Source organism: Kitasatospora sp. NPDC022856, from assembly GCF_055561235.1.
The window spans coordinates 167,833-194,026 of the sequence record NZ_JBVHHE010000006.1; the positions used below are offsets into that span (position 1 = coordinate 167,833).

The 26,194-nt window shown below is 74.8% G+C and carries 21 protein-coding genes; 12 read left to right on the forward strand and 9 right to left on the reverse strand.

Going from position 1 to position 26,194, the window contains the following annotated elements; translation table 11 throughout:
- The first annotated feature begins 166 nt into the window (after nt 1-166).
- Both fxsT and ACZ34W_RS09735 read left to right on the forward strand, forming a co-directional pair.
- Nucleotides 167-4,159: an FxSxx-COOH system tetratricopeptide repeat protein gene (fxsT, locus tag ACZ34W_RS09730; protein WP_396488823.1), complete on the forward strand. Its 3,993-nt coding sequence runs from the start codon at nt 167-169 to the stop codon at nt 4,157-4,159.
- 48 nt (nt 4,160-4,207) lie between these two features.
- Nucleotides 4,208-5,176, forward strand: coding sequence for a 2-hydroxyacid dehydrogenase (locus ACZ34W_RS09735; RefSeq protein ID WP_329489209.1), 969 nt, complete (start codon nt 4,208-4,210; stop codon nt 5,174-5,176).
- 45 nt (nt 5,177-5,221) lie between these two features.
- Here ACZ34W_RS09735 and ACZ34W_RS09740 read toward each other — a convergent pair whose 3' ends face one another.
- From ACZ34W_RS09740 to ACZ34W_RS09750, 3 genes are all read right to left on the reverse strand, one after another.
- On the reverse strand, nt 5,222-6,163 hold the full coding sequence (locus tag ACZ34W_RS09740) for an alpha/beta fold hydrolase (protein WP_465603083.1): 942 nt from the start codon (nt 6,161-6,163) through the stop codon (nt 5,222-5,224).
- A 58-nt stretch (nt 6,164-6,221) separates the two neighbouring features.
- Nucleotides 6,222-7,157: a DUF4231 domain-containing protein gene (locus tag ACZ34W_RS09745; RefSeq protein WP_329489210.1), complete on the reverse strand. Its 936-nt coding sequence runs from the start codon at nt 7,155-7,157 to the stop codon at nt 6,222-6,224.
- 175 nt (nt 7,158-7,332) lie between these two features.
- On the reverse strand, nt 7,333-8,097 hold the full coding sequence (locus ACZ34W_RS09750) for a sugar isomerase domain-containing protein (protein WP_465602961.1): 765 nt from the start codon (nt 8,095-8,097) through the stop codon (nt 7,333-7,335).
- A 220-nt stretch (nt 8,098-8,317) separates the two neighbouring features.
- Here ACZ34W_RS09750 and ACZ34W_RS09755 point away from each other — a divergent pair, with 220 nt between their 5' ends.
- The gene (locus ACZ34W_RS09755) at nt 8,318-9,010 is read left to right on the forward strand and encodes a metal-dependent transcriptional regulator (RefSeq protein WP_352291441.1); all 693 of its coding nucleotides are present in this window, start codon (nt 8,318-8,320) and stop codon (nt 9,008-9,010) included.
- 562 nt (nt 9,011-9,572) lie between these two features.
- On the opposite strand, the gene ACZ34W_RS09760 is transcribed toward ACZ34W_RS09755, so the two are convergent.
- Nucleotides 9,573-10,271, reverse strand: a complete 699-nt coding sequence (locus ACZ34W_RS09760) for a bifunctional DNA primase/polymerase (RefSeq protein ID WP_329492210.1) — start codon at nt 10,269-10,271, stop codon at nt 9,573-9,575.
- 315 nt (nt 10,272-10,586) lie between these two features.
- Between ACZ34W_RS09760 and ACZ34W_RS09765 the strand changes: the two genes are divergently transcribed.
- Together ACZ34W_RS09765 and ACZ34W_RS09770 are read left to right on the forward strand one after the other, a co-directional pair.
- Nucleotides 10,587-11,963 (forward strand): tetratricopeptide repeat protein, encoded by a 1,377-nt coding sequence (locus ACZ34W_RS09765; RefSeq protein WP_329489213.1) that lies wholly within the window; start codon nt 10,587-10,589, stop codon nt 11,961-11,963.
- A 173-nt stretch (nt 11,964-12,136) separates the two neighbouring features.
- The gene (locus ACZ34W_RS09770; protein WP_396488816.1) at nt 12,137-13,291 is read left to right on the forward strand and encodes a hypothetical protein; all 1,155 of its coding nucleotides are present in this window, start codon (nt 12,137-12,139) and stop codon (nt 13,289-13,291) included.
- A 97-nt stretch (nt 13,292-13,388) separates the two neighbouring features.
- Here the strand turns inward: ACZ34W_RS09770 and ACZ34W_RS09775 are convergent, their stop codons facing one another.
- On the reverse strand, nt 13,389-14,690 hold the full coding sequence (locus ACZ34W_RS09775) for an ABC transporter substrate-binding protein (RefSeq protein ID WP_329489215.1): 1,302 nt from the start codon (nt 14,688-14,690) through the stop codon (nt 13,389-13,391).
- A 245-nt stretch (nt 14,691-14,935) separates the two neighbouring features.
- Here ACZ34W_RS09775 and ACZ34W_RS09780 point away from each other — a divergent pair, with 245 nt between their 5' ends.
- The gene (locus ACZ34W_RS09780) at nt 14,936-15,379 is read left to right on the forward strand and encodes an SCO4402 family protein (protein ID WP_442906840.1); all 444 of its coding nucleotides are present in this window, start codon (nt 14,936-14,938) and stop codon (nt 15,377-15,379) included.
- A gap of 180 nt (nt 15,380-15,559) precedes the next feature.
- Nucleotides 15,560-16,426 carry a formyltetrahydrofolate deformylase gene (purU, locus tag ACZ34W_RS09785; protein ID WP_442906841.1) on the forward strand — a complete coding sequence of 289 codons (867 nt, stop codon included), beginning with the start codon at nt 15,560-15,562 and terminating at the stop codon, nt 16,424-16,426.
- 91 nt (nt 16,427-16,517) lie between these two features.
- Here purU and ACZ34W_RS09790 read toward each other — a convergent pair whose 3' ends face one another.
- Entirely contained in the window at nt 16,518-17,702 is a 1,185-nt protein-coding gene (locus ACZ34W_RS09790) for a zf-HC2 domain-containing protein (RefSeq protein ID WP_465602965.1), read from the reverse strand.
- Nucleotides 17,699-18,490, reverse strand: coding sequence for a sigma-70 family RNA polymerase sigma factor (locus ACZ34W_RS09795; protein WP_465602967.1), 792 nt, complete (start codon nt 18,488-18,490; stop codon nt 17,699-17,701). The genes ACZ34W_RS09790 and ACZ34W_RS09795 overlap by 4 nt, the downstream gene beginning before the upstream one ends.
- Before the next feature lie 545 nt (nt 18,491-19,035).
- Between ACZ34W_RS09795 and ACZ34W_RS09800 the strand changes: the two genes are divergently transcribed.
- Nucleotides 19,036-19,590 (forward strand): ATP-binding protein, encoded by a 555-nt coding sequence (locus tag ACZ34W_RS09800; protein ID WP_329489219.1) that lies wholly within the window; start codon nt 19,036-19,038, stop codon nt 19,588-19,590.
- Between the two features lie 393 nt (nt 19,591-19,983).
- Here the strand turns inward: ACZ34W_RS09800 and ACZ34W_RS09805 are convergent, their stop codons facing one another.
- On the reverse strand, nt 19,984-20,961 hold the full coding sequence (locus tag ACZ34W_RS09805) for a GlxA family transcriptional regulator (protein ID WP_329489220.1): 978 nt from the start codon (nt 20,959-20,961) through the stop codon (nt 19,984-19,986).
- A gap of 169 nt (nt 20,962-21,130) precedes the next feature.
- Here ACZ34W_RS09805 and ACZ34W_RS09810 point away from each other — a divergent pair, with 169 nt between their 5' ends.
- The 4 genes from ACZ34W_RS09810 (at nt 21,131) to ACZ34W_RS09825 (ending at nt 24,762) form a co-directional block, all read left to right on the forward strand.
- Complete coding sequence (locus ACZ34W_RS09810; protein ID WP_465602970.1) at nt 21,131-22,510, forward strand: MFS transporter; 1,380 nt, start codon at nt 21,131-21,133, stop codon at nt 22,508-22,510.
- Between the two features lie 21 nt (nt 22,511-22,531).
- Nucleotides 22,532-23,059, forward strand: coding sequence for a GNAT family N-acetyltransferase (locus ACZ34W_RS09815; RefSeq protein ID WP_465602972.1), 528 nt, complete (start codon nt 22,532-22,534; stop codon nt 23,057-23,059).
- A gap of 105 nt (nt 23,060-23,164) precedes the next feature.
- Nucleotides 23,165-23,506 carry a DUF4229 domain-containing protein gene (locus ACZ34W_RS09820; RefSeq protein ID WP_329489223.1) on the forward strand — a complete coding sequence of 114 codons (342 nt, stop codon included), beginning with the start codon at nt 23,165-23,167 and terminating at the stop codon, nt 23,504-23,506.
- A gap of 62 nt (nt 23,507-23,568) precedes the next feature.
- Nucleotides 23,569-24,762 (forward strand): LacI family DNA-binding transcriptional regulator, encoded by a 1,194-nt coding sequence (locus tag ACZ34W_RS09825; protein ID WP_465602974.1) that lies wholly within the window; start codon nt 23,569-23,571, stop codon nt 24,760-24,762.
- A gap of 223 nt (nt 24,763-24,985) precedes the next feature.
- Here the strand turns inward: ACZ34W_RS09825 and ACZ34W_RS09830 are convergent, their stop codons facing one another.
- Complete coding sequence (locus tag ACZ34W_RS09830) at nt 24,986-26,194, reverse strand: MFS transporter (protein ID WP_465602976.1); 1,209 nt, start codon at nt 26,192-26,194, stop codon at nt 24,986-24,988.

Sequence of the window (26,194 nt, forward strand, 5' to 3'; positions counted from 1 at the left end):
CGGGGTGGGCGTGTGAGCGAGCGCAGCGAGCGAATCATCGGGGGCGGCGCGTCTCGTGAGGCGGCTGTCGAGTGCGGCGGGGTGGGCGTATGAGCGAGCGCAGCGAGCGAATCATCGGGGGCGGCGCGTCTCGCGAAGCGACCGCCGAGGGCAGCGAGGTGGGCGCATGAGCGAGAACCGCACCAGGAACCTCCGCATCGGCGGCCTGACCGCGGCCGAACTCGCCGCCCAGCGCGAGGCGGAGCAGGACCGGCAGGGCCGGGTCATCACCTTCTACTCCTACAAGGGCGGCACCGGGCGCACCATGGCGCTCGCCAACACCGCCTGGATCCTGGCGGCCAACGGCTTCCGGGTGCTCACCGTGGACTGGGACCTGGAGGCGCCGGGCCTGGCCAAGTTCTTCCACCCGTTCCTCGACCCGGCGGTGCTGGCCGGCACCACCGGGATGATGGACCTGATCGCCGAGTACCGGGAGGAGGCGCTGCGGCCGGTCGAGCACGAGGAGGGCTGGCACCTCGACTTCGCCCGGGTGCACCCGCACGCGCTCTCGCTCTCCTGGCCGCTGTTCCCCGGCGGCGGGAGCCTGGACTTCCTCTCCGCCGGCCAGTTCAACCGGGACTACTCCGAGGCCGTCACCCACCTGGACTGGGACATCTTCTACGACCGCTTCGACGGCGGGCAGTTCTTCGACGCGCTCAAGGCCGACATGAGCAAGCGCTACGACTACGTACTGATCGACTCCCGTACCGGCCTGTCCGACATCGCCGAGATCTGCACCGTCCAGATGCCCGACGACCTGGTGGTCTGCTTCACCCTGAGCGACCAGTCCATCGACGGCGCCTCCCGGATCGCCCAGCACATCCACGACCGCTACCGCGAGCGCGGCATCCGGATCCTGCCGGTGCCGATGCGCATCGACGAGGGCGAGAAGGAGAAGGCGGACGCCGGCCGGGCGCTGGCCCGGATCCGCTTCGACGGCCTGCCGGCCGGTCTGTCCGGCGAGGAACTGGCCCACTACTGGGGCTCGGTGGAGATCCCCTACCGGCCGTTCTACGCCTACGAGGAGATCCTGGCGACCTTCGGTGACCAGGGCGGTACCCAGACCTCGATGCTGGCCGCCTGCGAACGGCTGACCGGCGAGATCACCAACGGCCGGGTCACCTCGCTGCCGACGGTCGACGAGGAGGTCCGGCTGCGCTACGTCGACGCCTTCACCCGGCGCCGCCCGTCCGTCCCGGCCGACCTCTACCTCTCCTACGTCCCCGAGGACCGGATGTGGGCGGACTGGATCGAGTCGGTGCTGACCCGGGCCGGCTTCCGGGTGCTGCCCCGGGACCTCAGCGCCGGCTCCGACCCGCGCCAGGAGACCGAGCGCGGCATCGACGCCGCCTACCGCACGGTCGCCGTGCTCTCGCCCGCCTATCAGCGCTCGCCGCAGGCCCGCGCGCTCTGGGAGTCGGTGGTCAGCTCCGATCCGTCCGGCACCCGGCGCCAGCTCGTCCCGGTCCGGGTCGGCGACGTCCGGCTCACCGCGCCGTTCAGCAACCGCAACCCGGTCGACCTGGTCGGCCGGGACGAGACGCAGTCCGTGCAGACGCTGCTGCGCGCCCTCGGCCGGGCCGACGTGCCGCTCGCCGAGACCACCGGGACGGGCCCGCGCTTCCCCGGCAGCAAGCCGCAGGTCTGGGACGTGCCGCCGCGCAACCCCTCCTTCACCGGGCGGGCCGCCGTCCTGGAGCAGCTGCGCAACCAGCTGCGCGGCGGGATGGCCGCCGTGCTGCCCACCCCGCAGACGCTGTACGGGCTCGGCGGCGTCGGCAAGACCCAGGTGGCGCTGGAGTACGCGCACCGCTTCATGTCCGACTACGACCTGGTCTGGTGGATCGACGCGGAACAGACCGAGCTGGTCGCCCCGGCGCTGGCCGACCTGGCCCGCCGGCTGGGTCTGCGGGTCGGCGACTCGGTGACCGAGGCCGCCGAGGCGGCCCGGGAGGCGCTGCGCCGCGGGGTGCCCACCTCGCGCTGGCTGCTGATCTTCGACAACGCCGACGAACCCGCCGAGATCCGCCGGTTCTTCCCCGGCGGCTCCGGCCACATCCTGGTCACCTCCCGCAACCAGGCCTGGTCCGGGCACGCGGAGGCGCTGGAGGTCGACGTCTTCACCCGCGGCGAGAGCGTCGAGCACCTCTGCCGCCGCGCCCGCGGGCTCTCCCGCTCGGACGCCGACCGGGTGGCCGAGGCGGTCGGAGACCTGCCGCTGGCCGTCGAGGTCGCCGCCGCCTGGCTGGACACCACCGGCACGCCGGTGGACACCTACGTCACCCAGCTGCAGGCCGAGGCGGCCCGCGCGCTGGCGGGTGCCCGTCCGGCCGACTACCCGACGCCGGTCGGCGCGACCTGGAACGTCTCGATCGGCCGGCTGCGCACGCAGTCCCCGGCGGCGGTCCGGCTGCTCCAGCTCTGCGCGTTCTTCGCGCCGGAGCCGATCTCGATGAACCTGTTCTACAGCGACCAGATGATCCGCGCGCTGGTGCAGTACGACGCCGACCTCAGCGACAAGTTCATGCTGGGCAAGGTGATCCAGGCGATCGGCCGGTACGCGCTCGCCAAGGTCGACGCCGGCACCAACAGCTTCCAGGTGCACCGGCTGGTCCAGGCGGTGATCCGGGCCGAGATGACCGAGGACGAGCAGGAGGTCGCCGTCCACGAGGTGCACCGCATCCTCACCGGCGCCCGGCCCGTCCTCGGGGACACCGACGACCCGGCGAACTGGCCGGCCTTCGACGAGATCTGGCCGCACCTGTCGCCCTCCAGGGCGCACAACTGCGACGAGGCGGACACCCGGCAGCTGCTCATCGACCGCGTCCGCTACCTCTGGAAGCGCGGCGAGCTGGACCGCGCCCGGGACCTCGGCCACGCGCTGGACGCGGAGTGGACCGGCAAGCTCGGCGAGGACGACCGGCAGACCCTGCTGCTGCGCTTCCAGCTCGCCAACGTGCTCCGCTCGCAGGGCAACTACGCCGACGCGCTGGCGCTGGACGAGTCCACCCTGGAGCGCCAGCGGGCCCTGCTCGGCGAGCACCACCCCTACACCCTGATGACCGCGGGCTCGCTCGGCGCCGACCGCCGGGCCCTCGGCCGGTTCCAGGAGGCGCTCGACCTGGACCGCGAGATCCTGGACCAGTTCCGGGAGCTGTTCGGCGACGACAACCCGCGCACCCTCTCGATGGCGAACAACCTGGCCATCGACTACCGGCTGGTCGGCGACAGCGAGGCCGCCCGCGAACTCGACCAGGAGACCCTGGACCGGCGCACCGCGGTGCTCGGCCCGCGCCACCCCTACACCCTCTCCACCAAGTCCAACCTCGCCCGGGACCTGCGCGAACTCGGCGACTACCGGGGCTCGGTGGAGCTGCTCCAGGAGGTCACCAACGACCTCGGCGACGTGCTGGACCCGGACCTTCCGGAGAACCTGCGCAACGCCAAGTCGCTGGCCGTCTCGCTGCGCCGGACCGGTCAGCTGGCCGAGGCCCGGCGGATCACCAAGGAGACCTACGAGCGCTACCTGGAGCGGTACGGCGCAGACGCGCCCGACGCGCTGGCCTGCGCGCTCAACCTGGCCGCCGACCACAGCGCCTCCGGCGACAAGGAGGCCGCCCGCGACCTCTGCACCACCGTGTACGAGGGCCACCGCCGGCTGTTCGGCGAGGAGCACCCGTTCACCCTGGCCTGCGCCAACAACCTCGGCATCTACCTGCGGGGCAGCGGCGACGTCCCGGGGGCCATCGAGCGCGGCCGGGACACCGTGGACGGGCTCACCCGCTCGGTCGGCCCGGAGCACCCGTACACCCTCAACGCGATGATCAACCTGGCCAACGCCCACGGGGACGCCGGCCAGGTCGGACTCGCCGAGGAGCTGGGCCGCCGCGCCTACGCCGGACTGTGCGAGCGCTACACGCCCCGCCACCCGGACGCGGTGGCCTGCGAGGCCAACCTGGCGGTCACCCTGCGGGCCGCCGGCCGGCACGGCCAGGCCGCCGACCTGCGCGCCCGGGCGATCGCCGAGCTGATCCGCCAGTTCGGCGAGGAACACCCCAACACCGTCGCGGCCCGCGGCTGGAAGCGGATCAACCGGGACCTGGAACCGCAGCCGGTGTGACCGGAGCGCTGCTCGCTCATAGGGCCCGGAGCGTATGCTTCGGGCCCTATGAGCGAGCAGCCCCCGCCCCCGGTCCTGGTCACCCGACGCCTCGCCCCCGGGGTGATCGAGCGGCTCACCGCACGGCACACCGTGACGCGGCACGACTCGGACCTGCCGATGGCCCGCGAAGAGCTGCTGGCCGCCGTCCGCGGCCGGTCGGCGGTGATCACCACGCTGGACGACGTGGTGGACGGCGCCTTCCTGGACGCGGCCGGGCCCGGTCTGCGGATCGTCGCCAACCACGCGGTCGGCCACCACAACGTCGACCTCGCCGCCTGCGCCGAGCGGGGCGTCGCGGTCAGCAACACCCCCGGGGTGCTCACCGCCGCCACCGCCGACATGGCCTGGGCGCTGCTGCTGGCCGCCACCCGCCGGCTCGGCGAGGGCGAGCGGCTGCTGCGGTCCGGCCGGCCGTGGGCCTGGGCGCCGAACTTCCTGCTCGGCCTGGAGCTGGCCGGTACCCCGCTGGGTGTCCTCGGCATGGGCCGGATCGGGCAGGCGGTGGCCCGCCGGGCCCGCGCGTTCGACATGCCGGTCGGCTACCACAACCGCCGCGAACTGCCCCCGGAGCAGGCCGAGGGCGCCGAGTGGCTGCCGCTGGAGGAGCTGCTGGCGCGGTCCACCGTGCTGGTGGTCACCTGCCCGCTCGGCCCCGCCACCCGGCACCTGCTGGACGCCCGGCGGCTGGCGCTGCTGCCGCCCGGTGCGGTGGTGGTCTCGATGACCGCCGGGGTGGTGGACGAGGAGGCGCTGGCCGCCGCGCTGGAGTCGGGCGCGCTGTTCGCCGCGGCGGTGGACAACTTCGAGCGCGAGCCGGCGGTGCCCGCCGCGCTGCTCGCCCAGGAGCGGGCGGTGCTGGCCCCGCACCTGGGCAGCGCGACCGTGCGGACCAGGCAGGCGATGGGCGGCCTGGCGGTGGACAACGTGCTGGCGGTGCTGGCGGGCGGCGAACCGGTCACCCCGGTCGGGGTCTGAACGGCTCCGGTCTCCCGCCGGCTCCCGGGGCGCCGGGAGGCCGCGTCAGGGCCTGAGCGGGCCGCCCGGCGGCAGGCCGGCCGAGGGCAGCCCGGTGGAGGGCAGCCCGGTGGAGGTCTGGCCGGTGGAGGTCTGGCCCGCCGCCCAGGCCAGGGCGGCGGTCATCACCCGGAAGGCGCCGAAGTGCGCGGCGCCGGGCTCCAGGAAGAGCGAGGCGCCGGGGATGTGGTCGCCCAGCCAGCGCGAGTGGTCGACCGGGGAGAACTGGTCGTCGGCGCCGTGCCAGAGCCAGGTGGGCACGGTGATGTCCTCCACCCTGAAGCCCCAGTCGGCGGTGAACGCCAGCACGTCGTCGATCCAGCCGTCCGCGCCGTGCCGGAAGGCCTCGCGGTAGTTGCTCTGCAGCATCCGGCGCAGCCCGGTGTCGGCGACCACCTCGCGGTCGGTGGGCGGCAGTTCCGGCCGCAGAGCCCGCAGCAGCCGACCCGGGTCGGCCCGGATCTGCTCGGAGCGGAACCGCATGGTGTCGGCCATCCGGTTGTGCCCGCGCTCGGCCTCCCGGTACGCCCGCACGTTGGAGGGGGTCATCCCGCCGTACCAGTCCAGGCCGGTCGCGTTCCTGGGGGCGAGGCCGACCAGGACGGCCACCCGGCTGACCCGCTCGGCCAGCAGCGCCGCGCAGGCCAGCGCGTGCGGTCCGCCGCCGGAGCGGCCGAGCACCGCGAACCGGCTGAGCCCGAGGGAGTCCGCGATGGTCCGCACGTCGGCGGCGGCCGCGCTCACCCGGCGGCCGCGCAGCCGGGTGGAGTCCCCGTACCCGGGCCGGTCGTAGGAGATCAGCCGGACCCCCAGCCGGTAGAGCACGGTGCTGCGGGGGTGCGGGCCGACCCGGCTGCCGGGCATGCCGTGCATCAGGAACACCGGCCGGCCGCGCGGGTCGCCCACGGTCTCGACGGCGAGGGCACGGCCGTCGGCCGCCTTGACCATCCGTAATGACACGCGCGGCCTCCTCAGGCTCCGGTCCGGGCTCCGCTCGGGGCCCCTGTCAGTGGTCCCGGTCGGTCGTCCCGCGCACCTCGCGGCGGGCCTGCCAGGTGGTGTGCTCCCGGGACACCGCGTCCTCGGCGTCGCGGGCCAGCCGGGCCCAGATCTCCTCCGCGTCGGCCGAGGCGACGTCCAGCCCGGCCAGCTGGCGGCGGATCAGCTCCAGTTCGTCGGCGGCCAGGCGGTAGGCGGCGGCCAGCGGCCGGTACTGGCGCAGCTGGGCCCAGGCGGTGACCGAGGCGGCCACCGCGGAGACCGTGCCGAGCGCGTCGTAGCGGAACCAGCCCATCGCCCGCAGGACGGCCAGCACCAGGCCGAGCAGCGGCAGCACCACGCCCAGCACGCCGGTCCAGAAGCCGGCCCGGGCGCAGTAGCGGGCCTTGGCGCGGTACCAGCCGTGCTGCACCTGGATCCGCTGCCGCAGGTACACCTCGCGGCGCACCGCCAGCGGCTGGCCGCGCAGGCCGCGCATCGCCTCGGTGACCCCGGTGCCGTCGCCGCCGTCCGGGCCGGCGCCCCCGGCGGCCGGGCCGAGAGCGCCGCTGCCCCGGAAGGCGTTCAGCACCCGGCCGAGCTGGAACCGGTACAGGCCCTCGGCGTCCGGCAGGCTGCGCGGCGGCGGCTGGTACGCGTCGGCCCGGACGGCGAACTTCCAGGCGAGCGTCTTCACCGACTCGGCGGCGGCCCGGCCCTCGTACCAGAGGCCCTGCGGGTTCTGCCGACTGATCACCAGGGCGAGGACGATCGCGCCGAGGTAGGCGACGGCGGCCGGCCAGGCCCAGGGCTCGCCGTCGGCCGAGCCCGCCGCGGCGGCGGCCACCAGCAGCGCCAGCTCCCAGGCGGAGAGCAGGACCGACCGCCGCTGGCCCCGCAGTGAGGCGGTGTCGGCGACCCGGAACAGCTCGGGCAGCAGGTCCTCCTCGCGCGCCCACCCCATCGGATCCGCACCCGACGCCATCCTCGGCCCCCACCCGTCGCTCCGGTCGCACCGTCCTCCTGCCCAGCCCGCCCGCCCGGCACGCCCGGCCGGGGCCGGGCCCGGCCGCATTGGCCGGGATGCCGCCGGAGGTTGTCCCATATCGTGAGGGTCCGGGGCGGCCGGGCCGGGCGGCTCAGTAGGTGTAGAAGATCCGCTCCGCGTTGTCGGCCATCTGCTTGGCGTTCCACTCGGTGCCGCCGGGCACGTTGCCGGAGCGGAACAGCGGCGGGGCGGCGCCGTCGCCGGCGGCCGCCGCGTCGGCCAGCCGGCCGACCGCCGAGGCGACCACGGCCTGCATCAGCGCGCTGGTGACGATGGTGGAGACCGGGCCGAAGGTGGTCTCGGCCGCCGGGTGGGTCAGCTCGCCGTCCCCGACCGCGATCTTGTTGTCCAGCACGACGTCGCAGTGGTCCTTCAGATAGGTGCCCGACGGGTGCGCCGACGGGACCTCCTCCGGGTACGCCAGCGAGGTCACCCCCACCACCTTCAGGCCGCGGGACCGGGCGTACTGGGCCAGCTCGACCGGCATCACCTGGCGGCCGGAGAGCGAGATGACGAACAGCAGGTCCCCGGCGGTGGCGGGGGTGAGGTCCAGGGTGGTGGTGGCCAGCCCGGAGACCCGCTCCAGCGCGCTGGCCAGCGGGGCCGGCATCACCGTCACCCCGGCCATCCCGGGGACGTCCAGCAGGTTGACCGGGACGAGTCCGCCGGCCCGGTAGACCACGTCCTGGGCGGCCAGCGAGGAGTGGCCGGAGCCGAAGGTGAAGATCCGGCGCCCCTCGCGGACCGCCCCGGCGAGCAGCGCGGCGGCCGCCTCGATGGTCCCGGCCTCCTCGGCGCGGACCCGCCGCAGGTGCTCGATCGCGGCGTCGAAGTACCGGCCGACCAGGTCGCTCATCTGTTGCCTTCGCTCTCTGCCGGTGGGGGCCGCCGGCCGGGTGGGACGGCCCGCCGACCGGGCCGCCGATGGAGAAAGCTACGGCGAGCACGCTGCTGCCTCACCGGTGCCGCTGTCAACAGGAACGAAAACCCGCCCCCGGAGCCCCTGCGCGGGCCCGGTTGCCTGCCCGGTACGTCAGAATTGGCGATGAGGACACCGAGGAACGGAGCCAGCGGCGATGTCTGGGCTGATCGACACCACTGAGATGTACCTTCGCACCATCCTGGAACTGGAGGAGGAGGGCATCACCCCGATGCGCGCCCGGATCGCCGAGCGCCTGGAGCAGAGCGGCCCCACGGTCAGCCAGACGGTCGGGCGAATGGAGCGGGACGGGCTGCTGCAGGTCGCGGGCGACCGCCACCTCGAACTCACCGAGGAGGGGCGCCGGCTCGCGGTGCGGGTGATGCGCAAGCACCGCATCGCCGAGTGCCTGCTGGTCGACGTGATCGGGCTGGAGTGGGAACAGGTGCACGAGGAGGCCTGTCGCTGGGAGCACGTGATGAGCGAGACGGTCGAGCGCAAGGTGCTCGCCATGCTCGGCCACCCCTCCCAGTCCCCGTACGGGAACCCGATCCCCGGGCTGGACGAGCTGGGGGACGCCAAGGCCGAGGGCGAGGGCTTCGACGCCGCGCTCGTGCCGCTGGACTCGGTGCGGCCGGGTGACGGCGGCGCCGACGTGGTGGTCCGCCGGATCGGCGAACCGATCCAGACCGACGGCGAGCTGATGCGCACGCTGCGCCGGGCCGGGATCCGGCCGGGCTCCACGGTGCGGGTCTCCGCCGGGGTCGGCGGGGTGCTGGTGGGCACCGGCGACAACGCGGCCGAGCTGGGCAAGGAGATCGCGGCGCACGTCTTCGTCGCGCAGCCCTGACCACGGCGCGGTGCGCGGCCGTGACGGCCTCGCCGGCCGTGCGACGCGAAGCGATGAGCAGGGCCCGGTGCTCCCGAAGCACCGGGCCCTGCTCGCCCTCCCCGTCCCTCCCGCTCCCGCGGCACCGGCCTCCCCGAACCCGGCCGGTGCCACGGCCCCTCCCGCTCCCCTCCTGTTCCCTCCCGCTCCCCTCCCGGTTCCCCTCCGCTCCCTCCCGACCGCCTCACCCGGCTTCCCCGTCCGAGCGACCCTTCCGGCGTCCCCTCACGGTGGAATTCCTCCCCTCGGCAGATCATGGCAATCCTTGAGCGTTGTCACTCGTACGAGGGGCTTTCGCCGTTGACCAGCGGGTACATCGAAGCCTTATCCGCACATGCGTCTGACGGGCCCCGCCTCCGGTGGGGGGCAAGGCCCGTCAGTCGCGCGCGGGGTGTCGCGCATCGCACGCCCTCACCCGATAGGCGTAGGGCGGCTGTCCACGGGGTGGTGAATCATTCGGCCGATCACCGGCTTGATCGCCCGCCCGGGCGCGGGTCCGGGCGGCCGGACGGTCGGCCGGGCCTCAGCGCACCGCCGCCGGCTGGGCCGGCCGGGGGCGGACCGAGGGCGCCTCGCGGCCGCACGCGTACGCCAGCGGGCTGATCAGCTCCGCGGCGTCGGGCAGCCAGCGGTTCAGCGCGGACGGCGAGCGGGCCCACTGCGCGAAGCCGCTCGGACCGACCCGGGACGGCGGGGCCACCGTCCAGTCGCCCTCGCCGCGGGCCACCAGGTCCAGCCGGCCCGGCGGCCAGCCGAGCCGGCGCAGCATCTCCGGCAGCTTGGCCGCCACCCCGGGCAGTACCAGGAAGTGCAGCCGCCGCCCGTCCCGGCCGGGCGCGGCCGGGACGGCCACCACCGGGCCGAGCTGGAGGTCCATCCGCTCCATCCGGGCCAGCGCGAGACAGCCGGCCACCTCCGGCACGTCCAGGACGTCGAAGGACCGGCCGGTGGGCAGCAGGATCGAGGCGTCGGGGCGCTCGGTCCACCAGCGCCGCACCGCACCCGGACCGGCGCTCGCCTTGCGGGCCCAGTCCGCGTCGATCGGGTGCGCGCCGGGCAGCGGGCAGCGGTCGTCGCCGCAGGAGCAGCGGGCCGGCCCGTCGCCGTCGATCAGCCAGGCGCCCGGGGCGACCTCCCAGTGGCGGTTCTCGGCATAGCTGACGGCTTCGATGAGCAGCGGAGGGAGGCCGGCGTTGCCGCCCTGGTCGGGGGAGTCTGGGATGTCTTCCACGCGCTGCTCAACTACCGTGCGTGAGGCTGGTTACGGCCCGGCGCGAGCGGGTCTGCCCGGCGGCACCGATTGTCACCCGAACCGGTGAGGCAACCGAGTTGGGGCGGGCGACGGTGGGCGCAGTGGGGGCGCACGGGAGCATTTACCAGGGCGCGTGGGGGGTGGGGATCGTCACCGTGGGTATCCCGGTGGCGTTGCTGATCGCTAACCTGGTGTCAGATTCCTTGGACGGTCGGACAGTCGGCAACAGATCAGCAGAATCGTCGCCCGCCGGCCGGGACCGGAGGGTGTGGGGAGGCGAAGCCAATGGCCGCGAGACCACTTGTCGCACGACAGCCCAACGAGCGTCTGCAGCAGCTGATCCAGGAGGCCAGCTGCTCGAACGCCGGCCTGGCGCGGAGGGTCAACCTCTGCGGGGCCGAACACGGCCTGGACCTGCGGTACGACAAGACCTCCGTCGCGCGCTGGCTCCGTGGCCAGCAGCCGCGCGGGCAGGCGCCGGCGGTGATCGCCGAAGCGCTCGGGCGCAAGCTCGGCCGGGGCGTGTCGGTCGAGGAGATCGGCATGGCCGACGGCAAGAACCTCAGCTCCGGGATCGGGCTGCAGTTCGCGCCGACGCTCAACGCCGCGCTGGAGCAGGTCTGCGAGCTCTGGCGCAGCGACGTCGGCCGGCGGGACTTCCTGACCGGGGCGACGGTGGCGGCCTCCGCCCTGGTCGAACCCAGCCGGGACTGGCTGATCACCCCGCCCGACCCGGTGGTGGCGCGTACCGGCGGCCCGCGGGTCGGTCCGACAGACGTCGCCGCCATCAAGGCGACCACGGCGATGCTGGTCGACCTGGACCACCGGTTCGGCAGCGGGCACGTCCGCCCGGTGGTCGTCCACTACCTCAACAGCGTGGTCTCCGGCCTGCTCGGCGGCGCCTACCGGGAGGAGACCGGGCGGCAACTCTTCGCGGCGGTCGCCCGGTTGACGGAGCTGGCCGGCTACATGGCGGTGGACACCGGGCAGCCGGGGCTGGCCCAGCGCTACTACATCCAGGCGCTGCGCCTCGCCCAGGCGGCCGACGACCGCGGCTACGGCGGGTACGTGCTGGCTGCCTCGATGAGCCACCTGGCGGCGACGCTCGGCAACCCGCGGGAGATCGCCCAACTCGCCCGCGCCGCGCAGGAGGGCGCCCGTTCGGTGGCCACTCCGACGGCGATGGCGATGTTCTACGCGGCCGAGGCCCGCGGCCACGCCCTGCTCGGCGACGCCCGCTCCTGCGAGGCGGTGGCCGCCAAGGCGCTGGAGGCGATGGAGCGGCGCCGTCCGGAGGACGACCCGGACTGGATCGTCCACTTCGACGACGCCTACCTGGCGGACGAGCTGGCCCACTGCCACCGGGACTTGGAGCAGGCCGGCCAGGCCGAGCACTACGCCCGCCGGGCGCTCGACCTGCACCCGCCGACCAGGGTGCGGCGCCGCGCGGTGGACCTGGTGCTGCTGGCCACGGCCCAGTTGCAGCAGCGGGACCTGGAGCGCGCCTGCGAGACGGGCGCGCAGGCGGTCCGGCTGCTGAGCGGGCTGCGGTCCAACCGGGGCGTCGAGTACCTGGACGAGTTCCGGCGGCGGCTGGAGCCGTACCGGGAGCAGCGGGTGGTCCGCGAGTTCCAGGCCCGGGCCGAGGCGGAGGCCGCCTGACCGGGGCGAGGAGCGGCGCGTGAGGGGCCGGTGAGGGATGGACCGCCCACGTGGTCACCCGGTTCGGTGAACCGGTAGCGTGGGCGCGACGTCCAAGGAACTGTGATGCCCCCAAGAACCGACGAGATGTGGTCCGCCGTCAGCGCGCGGTCGTGCACAGGTGAGGAATCGCGTTGAGCCAGCGCCGCTCGTACCCCAACTCGGGTGACTTCAACCTGGACGATCTCTTCCGTCCCGAGCCGAGTCAGCCCCCGGGGCCGGACGCCCAGGGCCAACTGCCGCCCCCGATGCCCGGCCAGCAGCCGCCGGCCGGGCTCCAGGGGCAGCAGCAGCCGCCCGGACAGCCCTCCGGGCAGCCGGAGTACCTCGGCGGCGGTGGGCACGGGCTGCCGGCCCAGGGCGCCTCGTGGGGCGGCCAGCCGCTGCCCGCCCAGGGCGCCCCGTGGAACGGCGCCCCGCAGGCCGCCCAGGCGCCGGAGACGCAGTACCTGCCGCCCTACCCCTCGGGGGACCCGCAGGCGGCCGGCTACCCGGCGCGGCCCGGGCACCAGCAGCCCGCCCCGGGCTATCCGCAGCAGCCTGACCACGGCTACCCGGCCTACCAGCAGGCCCCGCCGGAGTACCCGGCCCCGCAGCAGGGGTACCCCGGGCAGGACTTCCCGACCCAGGCCGGCAACCGCGGTGGCGGGCGGTCGTCCGGCAAGCTGATCATCGGCGGGGTGGTGGCCGGCTGCGTGGCCGCCGGCCTCCTGGTCGTCGTGCTGATGAACGGGGACGACGACACGGCGGACCCGGGGAAGAAGGCCGCCCCGGCGGCCACCGGCAGCAGCACGGCCGGCAGCCCGCCGCCCGCGAGCGGTTCGGCGGCTGCCGTCAGCCCCGAGGTCAAGGCCCAGGCCCAGCCCCTCTCCGACCTGCTGGGCACCGCCAACGACAGCCGCCAGGCGGTGATCGGCGCGGTCGCCGCGGTGCAGAAGTGCGACAAGCTCCCCGAGTCCCAGCAGGCCCTGACCGAGGCCGCGGGGAAGCGCCGGGAGCTGCAGACCAAGCTCGCCGCGCTCAAGACGGACAAGCTGCCCGGCGGCCCGCAGCTGGTCGAGCAGCTCAACGCGGCCTGGCAGGCCTCGGCGACCGCGGACGACGAGTACGCGGCCTGGGCCGCCGACGCGCAGAGCGCCTGCGACCCCAAGAAGATCGACAACCAGCACTACAAGAACGCGGTCCAGGCCAGCGGGACCGCCACCCTCGCGAAGAAGCAGGCCTCCGGCCTGTGGAACACCATCGCCGGCCAGACCGGCCTGCCGACCCGCGGCGACGGCGACCTCTGACGGCGACGGGGCCCGCCCCGGCGGCGCCGGCCCGGGCATGCGGCGGGGCCGGCCCGGGTGACCGGTCCGGCCCCGCGGCGGGCCCCGTCGAGGCCGGTCAGGCCGGCGGCCGGCTCCCGGTGAGCACCCAGCGGACGTCCACGAAACCCGGCTGCTGCAGGGCCAGCCTGCCGCCCTTGACCACCTGGTAGGTCACCCAGGTGTTGACCAGCCGGGGCGACTCGGTGCTGGCCAGCATGTTGGTGGTGCCCCAGTTCAGCGGCGGGGTGAGCCCGACGTCGATCTGCTCGCCGCCGTCCAGCAGGGCGGTCACGGTCTTGGCGGTGAGCGGGCGGCCGGCGGCGGAGAGCCGGTCGGCGACCTGCCGGAAGACCTCGTAGGCGACCCAGGTGGTCTGCACCCCGGGGTCGGAGACGTCCACGCTGCGGCCGCCGGCGGAGTCGCCGGACACCACCGAGCGCAGCGCGTCCCAGACCTTGGCCGACTCCGGCGGGTACCAGCTGGTGACGAACGCGCCGGCCAGCGGGCCGCTGTCGCCGCCGGTGGAGTCGACCACCGACTGCTGGACGCTGCCGATCACCGAGGCGACCCGGGTGTTCTTGGGGCCCAGCCGGCGGTAGGAGTCCAGCAGGTTGCCGGTCGGCTCGGCGGCGAGCGCGGAGGTGATGCAGTTCCCCGGTTCGTCCTTGCCGATCGCCTTGCGGACGACCGGCGCGTAGTCGCTGGACTGCTCGGGCGCCTTGACGTCCAGCAGCTTGATCCCGGCCGGCTTCAGCGCGTTGGCCAGGTAGCCGAGCAGGTTGTCGCCGGCCGGGGTGTCCGGCCGGACCAGCGCGACGGCCTTGCAGCCGGCCTCCACCAGCTGCCGGCCGCTGCCGCCGATCAGCGCCGGCAGACCGCCGCCCACCGGGTAGGACAGCGGGCTGCTGAACTCGGGCTGGGAGAGCCCGTACCCGCCGATCAGCGGGATGCCGGCGCGCTCCAGGACGGGCATGAAGCTGTCCCCGTACTGGCTGTAGGAGCCGAGCACGGCGACCGCCTTGGCGTCCACGGCCTGCTGCGCGCAGGCCGCGGCCCCGTCGGCGGTGTTGTGCTCGTTGCAGGTCAGGACCCGCAGCGGGCGGCCGTTCAGACCGCCCTTGGCGTTGAGGTCGCGGCCGATGGCCTCGGCGAGGGCCGTCATGCCGGGCCGGTCCGCGGTGCCGGTGCCGGACGGGGCCCAGGTCATCACGGTCAGTTCGCCCTTGCCGGTGGCGGCGTCGGCCGGTCCGCCGCACGCGGAGGCCGAGAAGAGGGTGGGGAGCAGCGCCACGGTGATGGCGGCTGCGGCGATCGGGCGGCGGTTGCGCCGTGCCACGATCGGGTTCTGAGCCTGGGACGAGCCCTTGAGGCCGGTCATCGGTCTTCCCTCCCGGGGCGCTTCTGCTGCGTACCGGCCCAGCCAAGCCCGGGCGTCGCAAGCAGAGAGGGCCGAAAAGCGAACGAACGGCAAACGCCGACGGAACTCCGGATGGGGACGCGTGTAGATGGGGAGTGGAGCACGAACCGTCGGGGAACGTACGATCGCTGTCCATGTCCGCCAGCTCAGATTCTTCGTATCGGTCTTCCCGAAACCCTTCTCGTCCGGGCCACCGCTCCAGCACGATGGGCGGCATGCCGCTCAACGACCTGCCCTGGTGGCGCTGGCGAGCCCGACTGCGCTCGGCGCTGCACATGCTGTCCGACCCCGGGTTCCAGCAGGAGACCTGGCTCTCCGGCCGGGAGGGCTTCGGGGACGTGACCGACGCCGTCTACCGGCTGGTCGAGGACACCTGGCTGGACCGCTGGTCCGCCGAGAAGTACGTCGGCACGATCTTCCGGGACTCGGCCGAGGCGGCGGTGGTGGACGTCGCGGTGCTGCGGGTGGTCCGGATCCTGCACCAGGTCGGCGCGGACGCCCCGGCCTCCGCCTACCTGGGGCACCACGGCTGGCCGGAGGCGGTCCGGGCGGCCCGGGAGGCCCACGTCAAGCTGGCGGTCAACGACGGCGAGGACCCGGACGCCCCGCCGCGCTCGCTGGACGTGCTGCGCATCCTGACCTCGTCCTGAGCCCTTCCTGAGCCCGTTCCGGGCGCTCCGGCGCGGACCCGCGCCGGCGGCCCGGGTCCCGGCCTGCCCGCCGGTGGGCCGGAGCGTCCCGCAGTGCGGGCAGCGGAACGGTCGCTGTCCAGGATGTGACACGCTGGACCATTCACCACCGGCACGACCTCAGGACGGGATATCCCCACCGTGGAACAGCAGACGGCCAGCGCCCAGTACGTCCTCACGCTGTCCTGCCCCGACAAGCAGGGCATCGTCCACGCGGTCTCCAGCTACCTCTTCATGACCGGCTGCAACATCATCGACAGCCAGCAGTTCGGGGACGGGGACAGCGGACTGTTCTTCATGCGGGTGCACTTCACCGCGGCCGAGCCGGTGAGCGTGGACAAGCTGCGGGCCAGCTTCGCCGCGATCGGCGCGTCGTTCGGGATGGAGTGGCAGATCCACCCGACCGAGGAGCGGATGCGGATCGTCCTGATGGTCAGCAAGTTCGGGCACTGCCTGAACGACCTGCTGTTCCGCACCCGGATCGGCGCGCTGCCGGTGGAGATCGCCGCGGTGGTCTCCAACCACACCGACTTCCGCGACCTCACCGAGGGCTACGGGATCCCCTTCCACCACATCCCGGTCACCCGGGACAACAAGGCCGCGGCCGAGCAGGAACTGCTGGACCTGGTGGCCGAGGAGAACGTCGAGCTGGTCGTGCTGGCCCGCTACATGCAGGTGCTCTCGGACGAGCTCTGCACCGCGCTGTCCGGCAAGGTGATCAACATCCACCACTCCTTCCTGCCGAGCTTCAAGGGCGCCAAGCCCTACCACCAGGCCCACACCCGGGGTGTGAAGCTGATCGGCGCCACCGCGCACTACGTCACCGCCGACCTCGACGAGGGCCCGATCATCGAGCAGGAGGTGGCCCGGGTGACCCACGACATCACCCCGGACCAGCTGGTCGCGCTCGGCCGGGACGTCGAGTGCCAGGCGCTGGCGCGCGCGGTGAAGTGGCACAGCGAGCACCGGGTGCTGCTCAACGGCACCCGCACGGTGGTCTTCACCTAGAGTCCGCCCGGGGTCTGCCCGCGCTGCCCGTCCGCGTCCCGTCCGCCCGCGTCCCGTCCGCCCGCGTCCCGTCCGCCCGCGTCCCGCCCGGCTAAGGGCGGGACAGCAGCGGCGCCGCCCGGAGCACCTCGCGGATCGCCGCCCGGTCGCCGTGCTCGCCGACCGGCACCCGGTCCGGGTCGCGGTGCGCGGCGGCCAGCTGGCAGAACTCCAGCCCGTCCAGGACCATCGCGGCCACCGGCTCACCGCCGGGCGGTCCGCACTCCGGGTCGTCCAGCGGTATCAGCCACTCGCCGGCGGCCGGTCCGTCGATGACCAGCCGGATCTGCCGGCCGGTCCGGGCGGTGCCGTCGGGCGGTCCGCCCGCGGGGGTCCCGGCGTGCTCGGGCCGGGAGGCCCGCAGGCCCGCCAGCGCGGCCGGGAGCATCCGTACGGCCAGGTCGACCATCTGCCGCAGGTGCTGCGGCGCCGGCGGGGCGTACGGGTAGGCGACCGCGCGGGCCACGTCCTCGCCGTGCACGTAGCACTCGAAGGCCCGGTCGACGAAGGCGTCGCGCAGCGGGACGGTCACGAAGCCGAAGTCCACCGGGGTGTTGCCCTGCGGGGCCAGGGCCGCGGTGCGGACCAGCTCGTGGCAGTGCCGGCGCCACCGGGCCCGGACCCGCTGCGGGGGCTGCCCGGCCTGCTCGGCGGTCAGCCGGGCGGTGCGCTCGCTGATCCCGGCCCACGGCGGGCCGCTCTGCCGGGGCACCCGGGGGAGCGGGGGAGCCGCGTCCTGCGGCGGCACCCGGCGGTCGGCCGTCGCCGCGCCGCCGCCCGGGACGGGGTCGGGCAGCCCGAGGGCGAGCGCCACGTAGCCGTCCACCGCGGCGAGATGGCAGAGCACCTCGGCCGGGCGCAGGTACTCGGTACCGCCGTGCCAGGGGAGTTCGGCGACCTCCTGCCACTCCTCCGGGCCGAGGTCGCGCAGCAGTGCGTCGAGCTTGGCGGTCTCCGCGGTGTAGGGAACGCCCCAGGCGGGGACGGGCAGTTCGGCCGGCCGCCGGGTCAGGCACCAGTCGAGGACCTGCTGGCGCAGCGAGGCGGGCTGGTCGAGCGGCTCGTCGGCGGAGAGCCAGCCGGCAGCGTCCCGGAGCCGGGCGGCCTCCTCGGCGCAGCCCGGGCAGCCGCGCAGGTGCTGCTCCAACTCGGCGGCCTCGCGCCGCGGGCAGGCACCCAGGGCCCAGGCGCCGAGCAGCGAGCGCAGGGCCTCGTGCTGCTCCTCGGTGATGGTCACGTGCCCCCGCCCTCGTTCCCGTGGCGCGGTCCGTCGTGCCGGCGCCCGTCGTGCCGCTGTCCGTCGTCGTGCCGGCATTCGTGGGGCTGTCCTTCGTGGTGCCGATCGTCGTGCCGCTGCCCCGGGTGACCCGGTCCCCCGTGCGGCGCGGTGCCCTGCCGCGGCCCGCCGTCGCACCCGTCGTGCCGCCGGCAGTCGGGCGGGCCCGGCTGCCGCTGATGGGCGCGCTCCTCGGCGAGTTCGGTGGCCAGCAGCTCCAGGCCGAGCCGCATCCGCTGCTTGGCGGTCTGCTCGGTGATGCCGAGCCGGCGGGCCGTCTCCTGGTAGGTGCGGCCGTCGTAGTACGACACCTCGATGGTCTCACGCAGGCTCTGCGGGAGGGAGTCGACCACGTACTGGACGCGGGCGGCGGTGGCCACGGCCCGGATCTCCTCCTCGACGGGCCCGCCCGGCGCGCCGGTGCCGTCCGCGCCCTCGACGCCCAGCGGGGCCTCGGCGGCCCGCCGGACCCGCAGGCGGTCGACGGCGCGGCTGTGCGTCAGGGCGCCGAGCCAGGAGCGGAGCGAGCCCCGGGTGGGGTCGAAGGCCTCGGGGTGCTCCCAGACGTGGGCGAATATCTCGCGGGTCAGCTGGGTGGCGGCGGCCTGGTCGGCCAGTATCCGCCCGGCCAGTCCGTGCACCATCGGCGCGAGCTGGTCGTACAGTTCGCCCAGCGCCGTCTCCTCGCCGCGGGCGAGGCGCCGTTGGAGCTGTTCGTCCCAGCGCGGGGCGCTGCCGGGGGTGGCCATCGGTAACCACCCTCCTACCGTGGGGTTCGCTGCCGTGCCCAACGGTATCCTGCGGCCTTCCGGGAGCGGGCGGATTCGGTACCGGAGGGGCCACCCGGTTTCGGATCGTCACATCGTGGGATCTGCCGCGGGTCCCGCTGTTCGAAGGCCGTTGGACATATGTCGCACGGGTGGTTCGCGAGTGGCGGGCGGCGCGCCCGGGGTGTCCGGCGGTAGGTTCGCCACTGCGTGTCCGGCCGGTCGGCCCGGGCCGGACGATCGCCGGTACGAGGCTCGCCAGAGTGAACGGGACAGTATGCACTGCCCTGTCCCCCGATCGTTGGAATATGCCCGAAGCGCTTGCTGCGGTCCGCCCGTCGAACCATCCTGAGGCGTATTCGTGTCGCAGCCGGAGCGCGACGGACGAGATGGCGCGGGCGCGACGTACCGGATGTGAACGTACGGCGGCCCGGCCTGCGGCGGCCCGGCGGGAGCCGGGACCAGCCGGCCGGACGATCCGGCCCGATCGAGACGATGGCCGAACTGCGAGTGCGGGTGGTGGAGCGGTGCAGGTTCTTCAGGTACAGCTTGCGGTGCGGGCGGACCCCGCGGAGGTCGGCCGGGCCCGCCGCTGGGTGCGCTCGCGGCTGCTCAACCACGGGGTGGACCCGGACGCTCCGATCGCCGAGACGGTCGTCCTGGTGGTCTCCGAACTGGTGACCAACGCCGTGGTGCACACCGGCTGTCCGGCCGTCCTGCGGCTCTGCTTCCCCGTCGACGACTCCCCGGCCGGGAGCGGTACTTCGGCGGCCGGCGGCTGCCCGCCGGCCGGCGGGCCGGTGGACGGGACGGGCTGCGGCGGCGCGCCGCGCGAGACGGCCGCGATCGGCCCGCTCCGGGTCGAGGTCGCCGACGCCAGCCAGGCCGCGCCGGCTCCCCGGCACGCGGGGCCGGACGCCGACGCCACCAACGGGCGAGGCCTGGAGCTGGTCGAACTGCTCTGCGACCGCTGGGGCTGGTATCCGGACGGTTCGGGCAAGCGCGTCTGGTGCGAGATCGGCGCCGGCGCGCCGCCGGTGGACCCGCTGACCGCCGTGGACTGGGCCGCACTGGCCCAGTGAGGCCCGACGATCAACGGGCCGAAACCTGACGCAACCATTCCGAATTTCGGACAACCCATTGACGTGACGTATCCGACTGATCACTCTGGGAGCAGCTCTCCGTTGCGAGGGGACGCCGAGGGAACACCCGAACGCCGCTGCGGTGCTGCTGTCCAGGGGGATCATGTCAGCAGGGGGGCCGTGGTACGCCGATCGCGCGGTGGCTCCTTGGCGAGTGCGGTGGGCTTTGCGCGGGTTCAGGGCCCGTGCTTCACGATCGGATGGCGGCGGGCCGTGCCGTGCTCGGGGTGCGTGCGGCCCGCCGCCGTCCGGTCCGTGCGTTCCTCAGGGCCGGTTCCGGTCATTCGCCGCCCACTTGTCCGCCGCTGAGCGGCCCGCGGGGGTGGCGCCCCGTCAGTGCGACCGCTCCACCGACCGGAAGGTGCGCCGGTACGCGCTCGGCGCGACGTCCAGCCGCCCGCGCAGCCGCAGCCGCAGCGAGGCCGCCGTCCCGAAGCCGGACTCCCGGGCCACCTGGTCGATCGTCATGTCGGTGCTCTCCAGCAACTGGCGGGCGCGCTCGGCGCGCTGGACCGTCAGCCACTGGCCCGGGCTGCTGCCCGTCTCCTCGCGGAACCGCCGCGTGAAGCTCCGCACGCTCATGCCCGCCCGGTCGGCGAGCAGGCGCAGCGGGAGCGGCTGGTCCAGGTGCTCCAGCGCCCAGGCGCGGACCGCCGCGGCGCCGGGGCCGGCGTCGACGGCCGGGCGCGGGAGTTCGACGTACTGCTTCTGGCCGCCCTCGCGCCAGGGCGGCACCAGGCAGGTGCGGGCCACCGCGTTGGCCACCGCGCTGCCGTGGTCGCGGCGCACGATGTGCAGGCAGAGGTCGATGCCGGCCGCCACCCCGCCCGAGGTGAGGACGTCCCCGTCGTCGGTGAACAGGACGTCCGGATCGAGCCGGACCTTCGGGTACAGGGCGGCGAAGAGCTCGGTGTAGCGCCAGTGGGTGGTGGCCGGGCGGCCGTCCAGCAGTCCGGCGGCCGCCAGGACGAATGAGCCGGTGCAGATCGACACCAGCCGGGTGCCGGGCCGGATCCTGGCCAGCGCGGCGACCAGGGCGGGATCGAGCCGGGCGTCGACCTCCCGGGGCCCCTGGTCCGCGGAGGCCGGGATCACCACGGTGTCCGCCCACTCCAGGAGTTCGGGCCCGTGGTCGACGGCGATCCGGAAGTCGGTACTGGTGGGGACCGGCCGGCCGTCCACGGTGCAGGTGGCCACCTGGTAGTGCGGCACGCCGTCGGCGTCCTTGGCCGACTCGAAGATCCTTGCGGGGATGCCCAGTTCGAAGGCGATCACCCTGTCGAGTGCCAGTACCGCGATCCTGTGCGCCATCGCGCCCGCCCTTCCGTTCCCCGCCGGCGCCCGCCGCCTGCCGCCGGGCACCCCGCCGCCCGTCGCCCGGGCCGGCGACCAGCGTACGCCGAACCGCTGGCCCGATCTTTGCGAAAGCTGGCAGCCAGGCCACTCGTGGTCGTTCGGGCCGTTCGGGAGACTCGGCCGGGTGAACGAACGCCACACCCCCACCCCGGGCCCGACCGCCGCGCCGGCCCGCCCCGAAGCACCGGCCCCCGCACCGGACCTCGCCGCCTCCGGGCTCCCGCGGCCGGGCCGCACCGGCCGCCCCCGGCCGCACTACGCCTGGGTGGTCGCCGCGGTCTCGCTGCTGGTGCTGCTCGGATCGGCCGGCTTCCGCTCCACGCCCAGCCTGATGATGGACGCGCTGCACAACGAGTTCGGCTGGTCGATGGGGACGATATCCAGCGCCACCTCGGTCAACCTCGCGCTCTACGGCCTCACCGCCCCCTTCGCCGCCGCGCTGATGGACCGCTTCGGCGTCCGGCTGGTGGTGGTCTGCGCGCTGCTGACCATCTCGGTCGGCGCCGGGCTCACCATGCTGATGCGCGAGCCCTGGCAACTGGTCCTCTGCTGGGGCGTGCTGGTGGGCCTCGGCAGCGGCTCGATGGCCGGCGCGTTCGCCACCACCGTCACCGGCCGCTGGTTCCGGGCCCGCCAGGGCCTGGTCACCGGTGTGCTCACGGCCGCCGGCGCGGCCGGCAACCTGGTCTTCCTGCCGGTCGGCGCCTGGCTGGTGGAAGAGCACGGCTGGCGTTCGGCGGTCGTCGTCGTCTCGCTGGCGGCCAGCGCGGTCGCCGTCCCGGTGCTGCTGCTGATGCGCGAGCGCCCCGCCGACCTCGGCCTGCTCCCGTACGGCGCGACCGAGGAGCCGCCCCCGCCGGTGGCGGACAACCGGGCGCTGGCCCGCTCGCTGCGGGTGCTCCGGGACGCCTCCCGCAGCCGGGCGTTCTGGCTGCTGGCCGGCTCCTTCGCGATCTGCGGCGCGACGACGGCGGGGCTGGTCGGCACCCACTTCATCCCCGCCGCGCACGACCACGGCCTGCCGGTCACCACGGCGGCGAGCCTGCTGGCCCTGATCGGGATCTTCGACGTGATCGGCACCATCGCCAGCGGCTGGTTCACCGACCGCTTCGACTCCCGGCTGCTGCTGGTCGTCTACTACGCGCTGCGCGGGTTCTCGCTGTTCCTGCTGCCGCAGCTGTTCGCGGGTTCGCTGGAGCCGCCGATCCTGGCCTTCGTGATCTTCTACGGCCTGGACTGGGTGGCCACCGTCCCGCCGACCGTCGCGCTCTGCCGACGGCACTTCGGCGACGACGCGCCGATCGTCTTCGGCTGGGTGCTGGCCTGCCACCAGCTCGGCGCGGCCGCGGTGGCCGGGCTGGCCGGCCTCGCCCGGGACGCGCTCGGCACCTACGACCTCGCCTGGTACGCGGCCGGCGGGCTCTGCGCGGTCGCCGTGCTGCTCTGCCTGGCCCTGCGGGCGGACCGGCCGGGGACGGGGGCGCCCGCGCCGAGCCTGTCGTGAGCGGACACTAGGCTCACCGTCATGACGCTCGCCTTCACCCTCGACCCCGAGCCCGGTCCGGACCTGCGCGCCGACATCGTCCGGCTCTGGACCGACGTCACCAACGCCGGCGGCGCGGTCGGCTTCGTGGCGCCGGTGACGGAGGACGAGGTCTGGAAGACCGCCGACCCGCACTTCGCCGGCCTCGCGCCCGCCGGGCCGGACCGGCTGCTGATCGCCCGCGAGCGGGAGAGCGGCCGGCTGGCCGCCCTGCTCTTCCTCGACTCCATGCGGTTCGGCCTGATGGACCACTGGCGGCTGCTCAAGCGCGTCATGGTGCACCCCGACTTCCAGGGCCGCGGCTACGGCGCCGAGCTGATGGCCGAGGCCGAGCGGGTGGCCCGGGCCTGGGGGCTGGAGGGACTGCGGCTGACCCTGCGCGGCGGTCTCGGGCTGGAGGCCTTCTACGCCCGCTGCGGCTACACCGAGGTCGGCCGGGTCCCCGCCGCGATCCGGGTGGCCCCCGGGGACGACCGCGACGACGTCACGATGTGGCTGGACCTGCGTTGACGGACGGCCGCGCGGGGGCCGGGTGACCCGTGCCCCGCGCGGCGCGTCCGGCATGCTTCACTGGGATACCGGTCCGGTCCCCGCGCAGAGAAGGATGTGTCCCCCGTGAGCAGCAAGGTGAGCGACAAGTCCCACGCCACGCTCCGTTACACCTCCATGCGGGTCAGCATCTTCCTCGGCTGCCTGCTGGTCGCCCTGCTGCTGGGCCACTTCCAGGTCATCCCGGTCAAGGGGCAGACCGGCGCGATCTTCCTGTTCCTGGTGGCCGCCGTGGTCTCGGCGCCGCTCAGCTACGTGCTGCTGAGCCGGCAGCGCGACGCGATGTCGGCCCAGATCTCCGGCAGGGTCGACGGCCTCCGCAGCCGGACGGCCGCGCGGATCGCCGACCAGAACGCCGAGGAGGACGCGGCCGACGACGCCGCGCGCGCGACCGCCCTGCAGGGCTGATCCGCGTCACCGCCGTGCCCGCCCCCGACCCCGAGCCGCCGGCCGAACCGGTGTCCGAACCGGTGTCCGAACCCGAGCCGCCGGCTGACCGCGAGCCGCCGGCCGGGCCGCTCTCCGAGCCGCTGCGCGAGCCGCTGCCCGGGCCCGCCGCGCCGCAGGGCGGGAGCGTCAGCGGCACCTGGCCGGCTCCGGTCCGCAAGCCCACCGGGCGGGACGTGGCACGGCTCGCCGGGGTCTCGCAGGCCACCGTCTCGCTGGTGTTCTCCGGCCCCGAGGCGGGCCGCCGGGTCTCCGACGCCACCCGGGAGCGCGTCCGGGAGGCGGCCCGCAGCCTCGGCTACCGCCCGCAGGCGGCCGGCCGGCAACTGCGGCTCGGCCGCAGCGGCATGATCCTGCTGGCCGTGCCGAACATCCTCGGCCCGTTCTTCGGCCGGGTGCTGGAGGGCGTCCACGAGGAGGCCGGCCGGCACGGCCTGGCCGTCGTGGTCAGCTCCGGCTGGGGGAGCGCCACCCTCGCCGACGCGGCCACCACCAGCCGGTTCGACGGCCTGCTGATCTGCTCCCCGGACGACAGCCAGCTCGGTGCGCTGCCCGCCGACACCCCCGCGGTCTTCCTGGACGCCGACCCCGGTACCGACCGGGCCCGGCCGACCGTCGAGCTGGACGTGGCCGGCGGCATGCGCGCCGCCGTCGAACACCTGGCCGGGCTGGGCCACCGGCGGATCGGCCGGCTGCGCTCCACCCACGCCGCGTACACCTTCCGGGTCCGCCAGGCCGCCTTCGAGCAGGCCGTCGCGGAACTCGGCCTGGACGTGGTCGAGCTGGGCGTCAGCCTCAACGAGGGCCAGCCCGCCGCCCGCGGCGCCGCCCGCCGGATGCTGGCGGGCCCCGACCGCCCGCACGCGGTGATCTGCGACGACGACGTGGTGGCCTCCGGGGTCTACCAGGCGGCCGCCGAACTCGGTCTGCGGGTGCCCGCGGACCTCTCGGTGGTCGGCATCGACAACATCCCGGTGGCCGAGCTGCTCACCCCGCCGCTCACCACAGTCGACCTGCCCGGCGAGGAGTTGGGCCGGGCCGGGGTCGCGGCCCTCGCGGACCTGCTCCGCGGCGAGCCGGTCGCGCCGGTGCCGCCGCTGGCGACCTCGCTGGTGCTGCGCTCCTCGACCGCGGCCGGGACCGCCGCGGCCGGGAGCCCCGCCTCCGGCGCCTCGCCCACCGGCACCTCGCCCACCGGGACCGGCCGTTCGGATTAGTTCGGACAGGTGAACTGCCGTCAGGACGTCTCGCGCCGCAGCGGCGGGCGAATGAACCGACGATGAGATTCCGGCGTGCGGACGCTCCGATCAACGGTCTGATCACCGACACCCCTGCCGGTCGGGATGGAGTTCGCCGGCCGGACCCCGTCGACGGTCAGTGACCGCGCCCGTCGGCCAGACCACCCGGTCCGACGGGCGCGGTCACGTATGAGGGGTGGGTTCAGCCCACCGGTACCGGCTGCGCCACCGGGGCCGCCGGCAGCGGCTGGAACCAGCGGCGGGCGCCGAACAGCAGCAGCCCGCCCAGGCCGATCCCGCCGGCCGCGCAGAGCGCCACCGGGCGCAGCGAGTCCTCGGCGAGGTTGCCGGAGACGGCGTAGCCGAGCGAGTTGCCGGTCGCGAACAGCGTGACCAGCCAGGCGAACGCCTCGGTCACCGTGCCCACCGGGGCCAGCTCGGCGACCAGGACGAACGCGGCAGCCAGCAGCGGGGCCAGCCCGATCCCGGACAGGAAGGCCAGCGCGGCCATCGCGTACGGCCCGGGCAGCAGCACCAGCGGGAGGTAGGAGACGGCCATCCCGAGCGCCATCACCCAGGTGCGGGTCGCCGTTCCGCTGCGCCAGCGCACCGCCCCGTACCCGAGCGCGCCGAGCAGTCCGCCCAGCGCGGCCAGCGCCAGCAGCGTCCCCGCGCCGCCCGGCAGGCCGCCCTCGTGCGCCTCCGCGTAGGCGATGAACAGCACGTTCTGGGCACCGACCGCCCAGCCGGCGCCGGCCAGGCCGATCAGCAGCAGAACCAGGCCGGGCGAGCGGAGCGGCCCGAGCAGACCGGCCGAGTGCGCGCGCGGCGGTGCCTGCCAGGCCCGGGCCGGTCCGGCGGTGGCCACCACCAGGGCCCCGACCAGCCCCAGCCCGGCCGCCACCCAGAGCGCCGCGACCGGGCTGAAGGCCCCGGCGATCCCGGCCACCGCGAGCGGGCCGGCCACGTAGAGGATCTGCTGCGAGGCGGAGTCGAAGGCGTACGCGGTGTCGAGCTGCTCCTCGGCGACGACATCCGGCCAGAGCGAGCGCAGGCAGGGTTCGAGCGGTGGCATGGCCAGTCCGGCGATCGCGGCGCCGACCGGTGCGGCCAGTGCCGAGCCCGGCGCGAGTGCCAGGAGCGCGTACCCGCCGCCCGCGACCACGGCGGAGGCGAGCAGCACCCGCGGCTGGCCGGTGCGGTCCACGATCCGGCCGAGGACCGGCCCGCCCACGGCGGCCGAGATCGCGTAGGCGGCGGTGGCCAGCCCGATCCGGCTGTAGGGGGTGCCGGCCTCGCGCAGGGCCAGCGCGATCACCAGGGCGGTCATACCGGCGGGGAGGCGGCCGAGCAGGGTGCCGAGGAGCAGACGGCTGACGTGCGGGGCGCGGAGCAGGGCGACATAGCCCAT

Bases quoted from the DNA above. Each gene is read 5' to 3' on its own strand.
- fxsT (WP_396488823.1), top strand. From the start codon at position 167: ATGAGCGAGAACCGCACCAGGAACCTCCGCATCGGCGGCCTGACCGCG.
- ACZ34W_RS09735 (WP_329489209.1), top strand. From the start codon at position 4,208: ATGAGCGAGCAGCCCCCGCCCCCGGTCCTGGTCACCCGACGCCTCGCC.
- ACZ34W_RS09740 (WP_465603083.1), bottom strand. From the start codon at position 6,163: ATGGTCAAGGCGGCCGACGGCCGTGCCCTCGCCGTCGAGACCGTGGGC.
- ACZ34W_RS09745 (WP_329489210.1), bottom strand. From the start codon at position 7,157: ATGGGGTGGGCGCGCGAGGAGGACCTGCTGCCCGAGCTGTTCCGGGTC.
- ACZ34W_RS09750 (WP_465602961.1), bottom strand. From the start codon at position 8,097: ATGAGCGACCTGGTCGGCCGGTACTTCGACGCCGCGATCGAGCACCTG.
- ACZ34W_RS09755 (WP_352291441.1), top strand. From the start codon at position 8,318: ATGTCTGGGCTGATCGACACCACTGAGATGTACCTTCGCACCATCCTG.
- ACZ34W_RS09765 (WP_329489213.1), top strand. From the start codon at position 10,587: ATGGCCGCGAGACCACTTGTCGCACGACAGCCCAACGAGCGTCTGCAG.
- ACZ34W_RS09775 (WP_329489215.1), bottom strand. From the start codon at position 14,690: ATGACCGGCCTCAAGGGCTCGTCCCAGGCTCAGAACCCGATCGTGGCA.
- ACZ34W_RS09780 (WP_442906840.1), top strand. From the start codon at position 14,936: ATGGGCGGCATGCCGCTCAACGACCTGCCCTGGTGGCGCTGGCGAGCC.
- ACZ34W_RS09795 (WP_465602967.1), bottom strand. From the start codon at position 18,490: ATGGCCACCCCCGGCAGCGCCCCGCGCTGGGACGAACAGCTCCAACGG.
- ACZ34W_RS09805 (WP_329489220.1), bottom strand. From the start codon at position 20,961: ATGGCGCACAGGATCGCGGTACTGGCACTCGACAGGGTGATCGCCTTC.
- ACZ34W_RS09815 (WP_465602972.1), top strand. From the start codon at position 22,532: ATGACGCTCGCCTTCACCCTCGACCCCGAGCCCGGTCCGGACCTGCGC.
- ACZ34W_RS09830 (WP_465602976.1), bottom strand. From the start codon at position 26,194: ATGGGCTATGTCGCCCTGCTCCGCGCCCCGCACGTCAGCCGTCTGCTC.